We start from the raw sequence: 11,950 nt of genomic DNA, 5'->3' as shown, positions 1-11,950 counted from the left end.
AGCCTGTGCGGCGAGGTTGAAGCGGAAGTGGCGGCGGTGCTTGGTCAGCCGCGCGACGCCGCCAAGGTGATGGCCGAGGCCTCGGAGATGCGCGCTATGATCGAGAAGGAAAAGCCGCCGCGCGACCTGTGGGACATCAAGCTGATCCCCGGCGGCCTGATCGATCTCGAATTCATCGCCCAAGTGGCTGTCATCACCGGGCAGGTAGGCGCCGGGCCGCGCGTTACCGGTACCGCCGAAATCCTTTCGCGCCTGTCACCGGGCTTCGCCAATGCCGGGGCGAGGCAGGAGCTTTTCGACGCCTATGCGCTCTATCTGGCGCTGACCCAGATGACGCGGCTGTGCCTTACCGGAGCCTTCGAGCGCGACGACGTTCCGCCGGGGCTTTCGGATCTGCTTCTGGCGGTGACCGACCTGCCGGATTTCGGTGTGCTCGAAGCACATCTCAAGGAGACGTCGCAGAAGGTCAGGAAGGATTTCGACCTTTTGCTTCGTGCGGGATGACCGGGAAGCGATCGTCCCTTGGAATCGGGGACGTTTCGTGGTCCTCCAGTCTCATGCAGCTACTCTGTTCGCCGAATCTGCTGCAGCGCCCGGCTTGCGTGAGACTGCAAAATCCGGTCGCGCAGATAGGCATAGAAACGCGGCGGCAGCATGCCATAGTCGAATCGGGACGGTTTGCTCCCCGCGATAGGCCTGAGATGATCGGGACCCGGCCAGAGGAAATGATTGGTTTCGGTGACGACGATCCATGATGGCGTGTCATCGAGGCCGAGATAGGCCTTGAGGGGCGCAGGTATTTCTACTGCATCGGCAGGATCAGCTGGTGGCGAGTGTGTGACCGGAACGACCGTTATGACTTCACGGCCCTCCACGACCGCGCGGCGACAATGGCGCATGGTCGGTTTTTGCGACCTTCTTCGGCACCCTTTTCGTGTTCTCTCACCCAGAGGTAAGAATAGGAAATCACCAGACCCGGGATAGGTTTGGGCAGGCTCACGGTGTCCAGTCTTTGAGCATTGCATCAAGCCCGGCATATTCGCTCGATACGGCGCTTTCGGCGATGGCGTTAAGCGTCTCGTCGTCCAGCTCTTCCACAGGACGGGCGACCCGTCCCTTGACCAAGACCTCGAACATCGCCGCCGACAGGAGTACCGTGTGGGTCCGGCCATTCTTTGTGATTGCGACCGGCGCACGCTGGGCAGCATCCTGAAAACGCCCGACATTCTGCTGGAATTCCGTTGAAGTCACTCGCATGACAAGGCCTTTCTTTTTTATCCAAAATAGATAAAATAGATAACTTTGTCAAAGCGTTTCAGCTCGCGTCCACGAGGTGGATCAGGCCTGGGATGGTGATAAAAACTTCACGCTGCAACCTTGACGGCCAGCACGCTCTTCTTCACCGGAATGCGCACTGACACGATCGTGCCGACACCTTCGCTCGACCGGATCTTCAGCGCGCCGCCCTGAAGCTCGGCCAGCGAACGTGAGATGGCAAGGCCAAGGCCGGACCCGGCATGGCTCTTGGAGAACTGGTTCTGCACCTGTTCGAACGGCCGTCCGAGCTTTCCGAGCGCCTCCTTGGGGATGCCGCAGCCATTGTCCTCGATCGTCAGCACCAGCGCGCCGGATGTGTTGCGGGCCCTGACCGATATGTGGCCGCCCTGGCCGGTGAACTTCACCGCATTGGACAAAAGGTTGATGACGATCTGCTTGATCGCACGGCGATCGGCGACCAGCGTCAGCGCATCGGCAATGCGCGTTTCCACGGTGATGGCCTTTTGCGCCGCCTGCAGCGAAACGACGCGTACGGTTTCGCTGATCAGCGGGCCGAGGTCGATCTCTTCCCGGTCCAGAGAGAACTGGCCGGCCTCGATCTTGGACATGTCGAGAATATCGTTGATGACGCCCAGCAGGTACTTGCCGCTGCTGTTGATGTCGGTGGCATATTCCTCGTAGCGCTCCGATCCGAGCGGGCCGAACAGCCCTTGTTCCATCAGTTCGGAGAAGCCGATGATGGCGTTCAGCGGCGTGCGCAACTCATGCGACATGTTGGCCAGGAATTCGGATTTGGCCCGGTTCGCCGCTTCGGCCCGTTCGGTTTCCTTCATGTATTTGCGGTTGAGGTCGACCAGTTCGCGCGAACGCTCCTCTTCGGCCCGCCGCGCGAGGCTGAGATCATGGATCGTTGCCATCAGCCGTCGCTCACTGTCGACCAGCTTCTCCTGGTGCAGCTTGATCTGGGTGATGTCGGAACCGACCGAGACGATGCCGCCGTCCCGGGTCTTCAGTTCGTTGACCTGCAGCCAGCGGCCGTCGGCCAACTGCCGCTCGAAAGTGGCGCCGCCCTGCAGGCCGCTGGTGTGGGCAAGCCGCCTTTCGGAAGCAAAGGCCAGCATGCGTTCTTCCAGCGCCGCGCGCGCGGTGCCCGGCATCACGTCGCGGTCCGAAAGCCCGTTGTCCTGCTGGTATTTGGAATTGCACATGATCAGGCGCTGCGTCGAATCCCACAGCACGAAGGATTCGTTGATGTTCTCGATCGCCGTTCTGAGGCGAAGGTCGGCAGCCTCGGAACGCAGCGCCAGATGACGCTGTTCGGTGACGTCGACGGCGATGCCGATCAGCTGGATCTCCGGCGCTTCCGGATCGATGACCTGTGCCCGTGCGCGCATCCAGACCCATTGGCCATCGGCATGGCGCATGCGGAACACCTGATCGATGTGATCGATCTCGCGTGCGACGATTCTGTTGGCGAGCTCGAACAGGTCGCCGTCCTCGGGATGGATGATCTGATCGACCTCGCCGAAGGACAGCATCGTTTCGCAAGGCTTGTAGCCGAGCATGTCGTACATCGAGCGCGACCAGTACATCTTGCCGCGCACCATGTCCCAGTCCCACAGGCCGCAGCGGCCGCGAACCAGCGCCATGTCGATGCGCTGATGCGCTTCGAGGTAGATGCGGTCGGCCGCCTGCGCACGTGCCGCCTGGCCGAAATAGGCATAGAGGATGACGATCAGCACACCGGCCGTCAGCACGAACAGGGTGACGTTCAGCGAAACGGTCTTGCGCCAGGCATCGAAAACCGCGTCCTGTGGCACCAGGGCCGCCGATGCACCCTTTCCGCCATTCGCCAGGCTGACCGCGGCGTACCAATCCCGTCCGTCGATGTTGACGTCCATGACGCCCGCACGATCGCCGAACATGAACAAGGGCTGGCCGCCCTCGACGAGGCCGTCCAGCGAATGGCCCTGCCATGGCATCGAGCGTGGCGTCACCGCGACGATCTTGAAAGCGCTGTCGGTGATGACAAGCACATGGCTGCGGCCCATCGCGCCCTGACGGCTGGTGGTCTCCAGCAGATCCTGTATGGCGCCGGGCACCGTTTCCGAGGTGGTGGCGAGCGAACTGGCCAGCTGGCCCGCCGCCAGCGTCAGGATCGCCTTGGCATTGCGCTCGACATCGTCGCGCTCGTTCATCAGCGACAGCACGCGCAACGCCGCGATGACGATCAGGAAGGTGATGATGAGGACGGGTATTGATCGGCGCAGCAGCGGCTCGGCGGCCAGAAGCCGCCGGTAGGCCGGTTCGGCGATGAGTCGCGTATTCCCGGCAAGACCGTCGCCGCGCGTCTCACGATGCGCAAAAACCGTCCCTCCGGGCGCGCCCCACGCGTCCGCCTTCGCCATAAATGGCACTCCCCGAATTTGCCTATGCTGCTTGGTGATCCGGCAAACGCCGCACTTCCGAATCGTCAGTAAAGAATCAAAGGTGATTCGCCTTGTCCAGTGGTCCGGCGAAAAAAGATTAAAAATCGACTAAAATAATGGGCTTTCGCTGGCGCAGCGCCTAACGGAAGCCGCTGCTGTCAGGTCCTGGTTGAAATTCACCAGCTTGGCGGCGTGCACGGATCTCCCTTCTGCCACAACAAGGGGAGAAGAAAGAGAGCGGCTAAGCCAGCGTGCGCTCGACAATATCCCGCAGATCCGCCGACAGGTTTTCGGCGCCGGCGATCGAGAGCAGCGCTTCCCTGGCCTTCGCCTGCCGCAAGGGTTCGAGCGAACGCCAGGATCTGAGCGCCGTCGCCAGCCTTGCCGCCACTTGCGGGTTGCGCTTCTCAACCTCGAGGACGGTTTGAGCAAAGAACCAGTAGCCTTCGCCGTCGGCCCGGTGGAAGCCGGTCTGATTGGCGCTGGAGAAGGTGCCGATCAGCGAGCGCACCCGGTTCGGATTGCCCATCGAGAAGGCCGGGTGGTTGGTCAAGGCCTTCACGGTGTCGACGGTTTGCGGCCCCGGTACGCTGGCCTGGATCTGGAACCATTTGTCCATGATCAGCAGGTCGGACCCGTAGGTCGTCTCGAAAGCCGCCAGCGCCTCGACCGCCTCGGGCGAACCGTGGTGACGATGCGCGAGCACGGCAAGTGCTGCCGCGCGGTCGGTCATGTTGGTCGCGGACTGGAAATGCCCGGCAGCGAGTTCCGCTCCGCCCGGCTGCAGCGACAGATAATCCAGCAGGGTGTTGCGCAAGGCGCGTCGTCCGGCGCTTGCGGCGTCGGGGCTGAACGCTTCTCTGTCGGCAAGGCTGAGGTAGAGGCCCGAAAAAACGTCCCGGTTCGCAGTGCCGATCGCCAGCGCCAGTGCCTCGCGAGCCGCATAGATGGCATCGGGGTCGATGTTCCTGCCGATGTCGCGGGCAATGTCGGCTTCGCCGGGCAGGGCCAGCGCCAATGCCCGATAGGCCGGCTCCAGCGTCTCGTCGCCGGCAATGCTGCCGGCGAGCTCGGTCAGCCGCGGCGCAAAGGCCGGCTGCTTGCCGCCGAGGATCTCGCGGAACGCTGATATCAGCGCATCGGTCAGCAATGTGTTGAAGGCCTGCCAGCGCGAGAAGGCGTCGCCGTCATGGCGGGCAAGGAAGAACTGGTCGTCGGCTTTCTGCTCGACGGACAACGTCACCGGCGCCGAAAAGCCGCGGTTGAGCGACACGGCCGGGCGCTCGGTGACGCCTGAAAACCGCACCATGTGGCGACGCTTGCGGATATGAATGACGCCGTCCTCGACGCTGGCGCCCTCGACGCTACTATACGGCACAGGCTTGCCGCCGGCGCCGATCAGCCCGAAAGCGAGCGGGATGTGCATCAGCCGCTTGCGGCTTTCGGAGGGTGTCGGCGGCACCGACTGCTCGATTTCGAGTGTGAACTCCTGCGCGGCCGGATTGTGCGCCGAACTGATCGTCAGGTTCGGCGTTCCCGCCTGATGATACCAGAGCGCGAACTGCGACAGGTCGCGGCCGGACGCATCCTCGAACACCTTGATGAAATCCTCGATCGTCGCCGCGTCACCGTCGTGCCGCTCGAAATAGAGGTCCATGCCGGCGCGAAACACGTCGGCACCGAGAATTGTGCGGATCATGCGCACCACTTCGGAGCCCTTCTCGTAGACCGTCGCGGTGTAGAAATTGTTGATCTCGCGGTAGCGGCGCGGCCGCACCGGATGCGCCAGTGGGCCCTGGTCCTCTGGAAACTGGTGGGCGCGCAAGGTCCGCACCTCGGCAATACGCTTGACCGCGCGCGAGCGCTGGTCGGCGGAGAATTCGTGGTCGCGGAAAACCGTCAGGCCTTCCTTCAGGCAGAGCTGGAACCAGTCGCGGCAAGTGATTCTGTTGCCTGTCCAATTGTGGAAATACTCATGCGCTATGATCGCCTCGATATTGGCGAAATCGGCGTCCGTCGCGGTCTCCCGGTCGGCCAGCACATATTTGTCGTTGAAGATGTTGAGGCCCTTGTTCTCCATCGCGCCCATGTTGAAGTCCGACACGGCGACGATGTTGAAGACGTCGAGATCGTATTCGCGGCCGAACGCCTCCTCGTCCCATTTCATCGACCGCTTCAGGGCGTCCATCGCATAGCCGGCCAGCGTCTCCTTGCCGGGCTCGACATAGATGCCGAGCTCGACCGTGCGGCCGGACAGGGTGACGAAACTGTCCGCGAGCCGGCCGAGATTGCCGGCCACCAATGCGAACAGATAGGACGGCTTGGGGAAAGGGTCGTGCCACACGGCATAATGCCAGCCGTCGCCGAGGTCGCCCTTTTCGAGCGGGTTGCCGTTGGACAGGAGCAGCGGCGCCTCGTCGCGCATTGCCTCCATGCGCACCGTGTAGACGGACAGGATATCGGGACGGTCGAGGAAATAGGTGATGCGGCGAAAGCCCTCGGCTTCGCATTGCGTGCAGTAGACGTGGCTCGAGCGGTAGAGGCCCATCAGGGCTTCGTTGCCCGCCGGCGCCACCTCGGTCTCGATGAGCAACTGGAAGCGCCGCGCCACCGGTGGCTCGAGGATGGTCAACTGGTCGGGCGTCGCCAGCAGATCCGCCGGTTTTACCTTCTTGCCGTCGATCTCGATGCGCTTGAGCGTCAGCCCGTCGCCGTCGAGCACCAACGGTGCCGACACGGAGACGCCGTCACGGCGCTCTATCGTGAGCACGGCGGTGACACGCGTTGCGTCTGGCGAAAGGCGGAAGGTGAGGTCGGTTTGCGGAATGAGGTAGTCGTTGGGGCGATAGTCTTCGAGCTTGAAGACCTGGCCGGTGTCCGTGCGCATTCCGTGGGTTTTCCTGTCGATTGCCTTGGCGGCGGATTGTGTCCGCTGGTCCAAGAAATTTGAAGTCCGCGCTATTTACACGAAACGGCCCCTCGACAAAACTGAGGCAATGCCTATTTCAGGCGTTCGTTCTCCTGTCATCATCACGAGGCATCCATGACCGTCGTCACACCGAAATTCGGCATGGGCGCATCCGTGCTGCGGCGCGAGGATGCCGCCTTCATCCAGGGCCAGGGCCTTTATACCGACGACATCCAGCCGGCTGGCGTCCTGCATGGCTATGTCCTGCGTTCGCCGGTCGCCAAGGCCAGCTTCACCATCGGTTCGACCGAGGCGGCGAAGGCCGCACCTGGCGTCCATCTGGTACTGACCGGCAAGGACCTTGCCCATCTCGGCGATCTGAAATCCGGCGTCATGCAGGAACAGCCGGACGGCACCAAGGCGCCGACGCGCGACATCCCGATCCTGTGCCGCGACCGCGTCAACTATGTCGGCGATGCCGTTGCCTTCGTCGTCGCCGACAGCCGTGCCTTGGCGCAGGATGCCGCTGAATTGATCGATGTCGACTATGACGGCGAAGACGCGGCTTCCGGGACCGCAAATGCACTTGCCGAAGGCACGCCGCTGGTCTGGCCGGAGCTCGGTTCCAACCGCGCCTTCAGCTACCACATGGGCGACAGGAAAAAGACCGAAGCGGCTTTCGCCAAGGCCGCACACGTCACCCGCATCGAGTTCGTCAACAACCGGCTGGTCTGCAACTACATGGAGCCGCGCTCCGCGATCGGCGAATGGAACGTCGAGGAGAAGCGCTTCGTGCTGACCACCGGGTCGCAAGGCGTGCACTCCATGCAGTACATCCTGGCCAGCGTGTTCAAGATCAAGAAGGGCCAGTTGCGCGTCATCACGCCTGATGTCGGCGGTGGTTTCGGGCCCAAGAGCTTCGTCTACCGCGAATATCCGCTGGTGCTGGAAGCGGCGAAGCGGCTTGGCCGCCCGGTGAAGTGGGCCGGCGACCGCACGGAACACTTTCTGACCGACGCGCAAGGCCGCGACAATTTCGTCACGGCCGAGATGGCGCTGGACAAGGACGGCCGCTTTCTCGGCATGAAGGTGGACCTGCTCGCCAACATCGGCGCCTATATCTCGCAATATGGTCCGTTCATCCCCTATATCGGCGTCACCATGTCGACCGGTGTCTACGATATCCAGGCGCTCGACGTCTCGGTGACCGGCCTCTACACCAACACCTGCCCGGTCGATGCCTATCGCGGTGCCGGTCGGCCGGAAGCAGCCTTCCTGCTGGAAAAGCTGGTCGATGCCTGCGCCCACGATCTCGGCCTGCCCGTCGAGGAGATCCGCCGCCGCAATTTCATCCGGCCGGAGCAATTTCCCTACCGGACGCAAACCGGCCGCCTCTACGACACCGGTGAATTCGAAGGCCATATGGAGCGCGCCATTGAGCAATCCGAATGGAAAGCGTTTCCGGAGCGGCTGGCGCAGTCGAAGGCCGGCGGAAAAATCCGCGGTCTCGGCATGGCGACCTATATCGAGGCCTGTGCCTTTCCGGGCTCGGAGCCGGCCTTCGTCGAACTCAATGGCGACGGCACGGTGACGCTGAAGATCGGCACCCAGACCAACGGACAGGGACACGCCACCGCCTATGCGCAGTTCCTGTCGGAAAAGCTCAATCTCGACATCGACAAAATCCATGTCCGCCAGGGCGATACCGATGAATTGAAGGCCGGCGGCGGCACCGGCGGCTCGCGCTCCATTCCGCTGGGGGGTGTGTCGGCTTCCCGCGCGGGCGAGGATCTGGCCAACAAGATCAAGCGCATCGCCGCCGACGAGCTCGAGGCTTCTGCCGGCGACATCGAGTTGTCCGATGGTGTTGCCCGCATCGTCGGCACCGATCGCTCGCTCGATTTTTCCAGCATCGCCAAGGCCGCCAAGACGCCTGACGATCTCAAGGGCTTTGGCGAGTTCGTGCAGGACGAATGCACCTATCCCAACGGCACCCACATCTGCGAGGTCGAGATCGATCCCGACACCGGCGCGACCGAGATCGTCCGCTACACCATCGTCGACGATTTCGGCGTGACCGTAAACCCGATCCTGCTCGCCGGCCAGGTGCATGGCGGCGTCGTGCAAGGCGTCGGCCAGGCACTGACCGAGGACACTATCTATGGCGAGGACGGACAGCTTTTGACGGCGAGCTTCATGGATTACGCCATGCCGCGCGCCGACAATTTCCCGTTCTTTCATTTCGAGACCCGCAACGTGCCTTCGACCACCAATGCGCTTGGCATCAAGGGCGCGGGCGAGGCCGGCACCATCGGCTCGACCCCGGCGGCACTCAATGCGGTGACCGACGCGCTCTGGCGCGCTTATGGCGTCAGGCACATCGACATGCCGGCAACGCCGGCGCGTATCTGGGCGACGATCCGAGAAGCGTCGGGAGCGTGACAGCAGGCCCCGGCAGCCCCTCGGCCACAGCCAGCGATGATGCCGGCGGGCACGACACGCTTACCGGCATCATGCTCAAGATCGTGTCGGTGGCGGTCTTCGTCGGCATGCAGACCTGCATCAAAGCCGCAGGCACCGTTCCGGCCGGCCAGATTGTCTTCTTCCGCTCTTTCTTCGCCATCTTCCCGATCATCGCCTTCCTGGCCTTCAGGAAAGAACTCGGCACTGCCTTCACCACCAAGCGTCCGTTCAACCACATCGCCCGCGGCCTGGTCGGCGTCTGCGCCATGGGGCTCGGCTTTTTCGCGTTGACCCGGCTGCCGCTGCCCGAAGCGATCACGCTGAACTACGCGCAGCCGCTGCTGGTGGTGGTGTTCAGCTCCATCTTCCTCGGCGAGGCTATCCGCGTGTATCGCTGGAGTGCGGTCGCGGTCGGCCTGGTCGGCGTGCTGATCATCTCCTGGCCGGAACTGACGCTGCTGAGTTCCGACCAGGCGCTCGACGACCAGGAAGTGCTTGGCGTCATGGCCGCTCTTGTCGCGGCAGCGATCTCGGCCGTCGCCATGCTCTTGGTGCGCAATCTCGTGCAAAGCGAGCGTACGGCGACCATCGTGCTGTGGTTTTCGGTGACGGCGAGCGTCATGTCGCTGCTGTCGCTGCCATTCGGCTGGCAGGCGCTGACGCCGCTCCAGGCGGCCCTTCTTGTTGCCGCCGGCTTCTGCGGCGGCCTTGGCCAGATCCTGATGACGGCGGCCTATCGCCATGCCGAAGCCTCGGTCGTGGCGCCGTTCGAATACACCTCGATGATCCTAGGCCTCGTCGTCGGCTATCTCGTCTTCGGCGACGTCGCCACGCTCCATATGCTTGTCGGCGGCCTGATCGTCGTCGCCGCCGGCATCTTCATCATCTGGCGCGAACGCCAGCTCGGCCTGGAGCGCACCCGCACGCGCAAGGCATCTTTGCCTGAAGGGTGACTACGACAGCTCGGCTCGCTCCTTCGCCAACCGAACCAGCACCGTCCTCGTCTGTTCGTCGGCGGGGAAAAACGATTCGATCGCCAGTTCCGAAAGCGTCACGTCGAGCGGCGTGCCGAACACGGTGATGGTGCTGATGAACGACAGCACCTGATCGCCATGCGCCAGCCTGAGCGGATGCACGATGGCGTTCGGCTCGACCGGCGACGGCCGGCTGCCTCTCAAGCCTGACGGATAAGTCCTCAGCTCACGCTCGAGTTCGATCAGCGCCGCGTCGCCGCTCGCGTCATTCTGGTGTTTCAGGCGCTCGAGCAGATGCGTGCGCCATTCCTGGAGATTGACGATGCGTGGCGCGATGCCGCCGGGATGCAGGCTGAGGCGAAGCACGTTGACCGGCGGCGTCAGCAGCGAAGCCTCGCTGACATCGGCAAGGAAGGGAGCGATGGCGGCGTTGGCCGAAACCAGGTTCCAGTGGCGGTCGACAGCGAGTGCCGGGAACGGCTCGTGGCCTTTGAGCACGATTTCGACCGCCGCCATCGCCGGCGCCATTGTCGTGTCGGTCAGCGAGCGTTCGCCGAAACTGGGGGCAAAGCCGGCGGCGAGCAGCAACTGGTTGCGTTGCCTCAGCGGGATCGACAATTGCTCGGCCAGATGCAGCACCATGTCGCGCGAGGGCGCGGCGCGGCCGCTTTCGACGAAGCTCAGATGCCGCTGCGAGATTTCGGCCTCCATGGCGAGGTCGAGCTGCGACATGCGCCGGCGCGTGCGCCATTCGCGAATGAGGCTGCCGGCGGAGGTTTGGGCTGTTGTCATGAGTGAATGGTTAGGCTGGTGAGGACGGCATTTCAATTACCTGCGAGGTTATCGCTAGGTGAGCCCTCGCAGCTTTGCCTTCACTTCGAGGAAATCCCGCCACGCCAGCTTCTTGTGCGACGGGGTTCGCAGGAGATAGGCCGGATGCAGCGTCGGCATGGCCGGGATGGCGATGCCGGATGCCGTCGTGTGAACGCGCCAATTGCCGCGCAGCCGCAATATGCCTTCCGAGGTGTTGAGCAAGGTCTTGGCCGACGGGCCGCCAAGATTGATCAGCACCTTGGGATTGACCAGCTCGATCTGCCGTTCGATGAACGGCCGGCAGATCTCGGTTTCGTGCGGCGTCGGCGTGCGATTGCCCGGCGGCCGCCAGGGAATGACATTGGCGATATAGGCTGAAGTGCGGTCGAGCCCGATCGCGACCAGCATGCGGTCGAGCAGCCGGCCCGAGCGGCCGACGAAGGGCAGGCCCTCGATGTCCTCGTCGCGGCCGGGCGCCTCGCCGACCAGCATGACGGCGGCTTCCGGGTTGCCGTCGGCAAACACCAGGTTCTTGGCGGTGGCCTTGAGATTGCAGCCCTCGAACGCCGCCATATGCTGGCGAAGCTCGTCCAGCGTCGTTGCTGTGGTCGCCAATTGGCGGGCAAGTGCCGCCTGCGCTTCGTCGGGAACCGCAGTCGTCGCAGACGGCGACCGCGCGACGGGTGGTGCATTTGCTCTGTCCCCGGCTTCGCCGCGGGTCGTCGAGCGCAGCGGTGCGGCGGTGCCACCCGAAGGCGCTGCAATCGGCGCGCGTTCCATCGGCTTTGGCGCAACCTCGGCGAACCGGTTCACCGGCTGCTCTTCGAGCGCCTCGTCGACGCCCACGCTGGCGTAAAACGCCAGCAGGTCGGCGATATCAGGTCTGTTGGTTGGGGAAGCGGCAGTCATCGATTCACATTCGTCCGCGTGGCGGCAATTTGCAAGGCTGGCAGCTTGGGTTCCTTCGCAGCCTCTCGCCGGCGCGTTGGCTGACGGAGCATCAAACGAAAAACCCGCCTGTGCGGCGGGTCACTGGCGCAACTCAGCACCATGGGCAAAAATGTACCATAGCTGAGATCACCGAG

General features: G+C 63.3%; 9 protein-coding genes and 1 pseudogene. 3 read left to right on the top strand and 7 right to left on the bottom strand.

The features are described from left to right. Positions 1–504 (top strand): annotated as a pseudogene (locus EN925_RS07165) (bifunctional [glutamine synthetase] adenylyltransferase/[glutamine synthetase]-adenylyl-L-tyrosine phosphorylase); the annotation flags it as partial. A gap of 59 nt (positions 505–563) precedes the next feature. On the opposite strand, the gene EN925_RS07160 reads toward EN925_RS07165, so the two are convergent. The 4 genes from EN925_RS07160 to pepN all read right to left on the bottom strand — a co-directional run bounded on the left by EN925_RS07160 (position 564) and on the right by pepN (position 6,594). Further along, entirely contained in the window at positions 564–875 is a 312-nt protein-coding gene (locus tag EN925_RS07160; RefSeq protein ID WP_245460939.1) for a hypothetical protein, read from the bottom strand. 121 nt (positions 876–996) lie between these two features. Beyond that, positions 997–1,257 carry a type II toxin-antitoxin system prevent-host-death family antitoxin gene (locus EN925_RS07155; RefSeq protein ID WP_013532628.1) on the bottom strand — a complete coding sequence of 87 codons (261 nt, stop codon included), beginning with the start codon at positions 1,255–1,257 and terminating at the stop codon, positions 997–999. Positions 1,258–1,364: 107 nt separating this feature from the next. Further along, entirely contained in the window at positions 1,365–3,686 is a 2,322-nt protein-coding gene (locus EN925_RS07150; RefSeq protein ID WP_063171742.1) for a PAS domain-containing sensor histidine kinase, read from the bottom strand. 262 nt (positions 3,687–3,948) lie between these two features. Next, a complete protein-coding gene (pepN, locus tag EN925_RS07145; protein ID WP_127368674.1) occupies positions 3,949–6,594 on the bottom strand; it encodes an aminopeptidase N in 2,646 nt (881 codons plus the stop codon). Positions 6,595–6,750: 156 nt separating this feature from the next. Here pepN and EN925_RS07140 point away from each other — a divergent pair, with 156 nt between their 5' ends. Next, complete coding sequence (locus EN925_RS07140) at positions 6,751–9,057, top strand: xanthine dehydrogenase family protein molybdopterin-binding subunit (RefSeq protein WP_127368673.1); 2,307 nt, start codon at positions 6,751–6,753, stop codon at positions 9,055–9,057. A 71-nt stretch (positions 9,058–9,128) separates the two neighbouring features. Further along, positions 9,129–10,031: a DMT family transporter gene (locus tag EN925_RS07135; protein WP_244506971.1), complete on the top strand. Its 903-nt coding sequence runs from the start codon at positions 9,129–9,131 to the stop codon at positions 10,029–10,031. Here the strand turns inward: EN925_RS07135 and EN925_RS07130 are convergent, their stop codons facing one another. From EN925_RS07130 to EN925_RS40100, 3 genes are all read right to left on the bottom strand, one after another. After that, a complete protein-coding gene (locus EN925_RS07130) occupies positions 10,032–10,844 on the bottom strand; it encodes a helix-turn-helix transcriptional regulator (protein ID WP_127385319.1) in 813 nt (270 codons plus the stop codon). It lies immediately after the preceding gene. A 54-nt stretch (positions 10,845–10,898) separates the two neighbouring features. Beyond that, positions 10,899–11,774, bottom strand: coding sequence for a uracil-DNA glycosylase (locus EN925_RS07125; RefSeq protein ID WP_127370498.1), 876 nt, complete (start codon positions 11,772–11,774; stop codon positions 10,899–10,901). Next, the coding region (locus tag EN925_RS40100) for a hypothetical protein (protein ID WP_206632794.1) at positions 11,771–11,950 on the bottom strand (180 nt) is incomplete at its 5' end. The genes EN925_RS07125 and EN925_RS40100, both read right to left, overlap by 4 nt.

It is taken from the genome of Mesorhizobium sp. M7A.F.Ca.US.006.04.2.1, assembly GCF_004022915.1.
Lineage (GTDB): Bacteria > Pseudomonadota > Alphaproteobacteria > Rhizobiales > Rhizobiaceae > Mesorhizobium > Mesorhizobium ciceri.
This window is presented reverse-complemented; position numbering and strand designations above follow the sequence as displayed.

Coding starts and splice junctions, on each gene's coding strand:
- EN925_RS07155 (WP_013532628.1), bottom strand. CDS start 1,257: ATGCGAGTGACTTCAACGGAATTCCAGCAGAATGTCGGGCGTTTTCAG.
- EN925_RS07150 (WP_063171742.1), bottom strand. CDS start 3,686: ATGGCGAAGGCGGACGCGTGGGGCGCGCCCGGAGGGACGGTTTTTGCG.
- pepN (WP_127368674.1), bottom strand. CDS start 6,594: ATGCGCACGGACACCGGCCAGGTCTTCAAGCTCGAAGACTATCGCCCC.
- EN925_RS07140 (WP_127368673.1), top strand. CDS start 6,751: ATGACCGTCGTCACACCGAAATTCGGCATGGGCGCATCCGTGCTGCGG.
- EN925_RS07135 (WP_244506971.1), top strand. CDS start 9,129: ATGCTCAAGATCGTGTCGGTGGCGGTCTTCGTCGGCATGCAGACCTGC.
- EN925_RS07130 (WP_127385319.1), bottom strand. CDS start 10,844: ATGACAACAGCCCAAACCTCCGCCGGCAGCCTCATTCGCGAATGGCGC.
- EN925_RS07125 (WP_127370498.1), bottom strand. CDS start 11,774: ATGACTGCCGCTTCCCCAACCAACAGACCTGATATCGCCGACCTGCTG.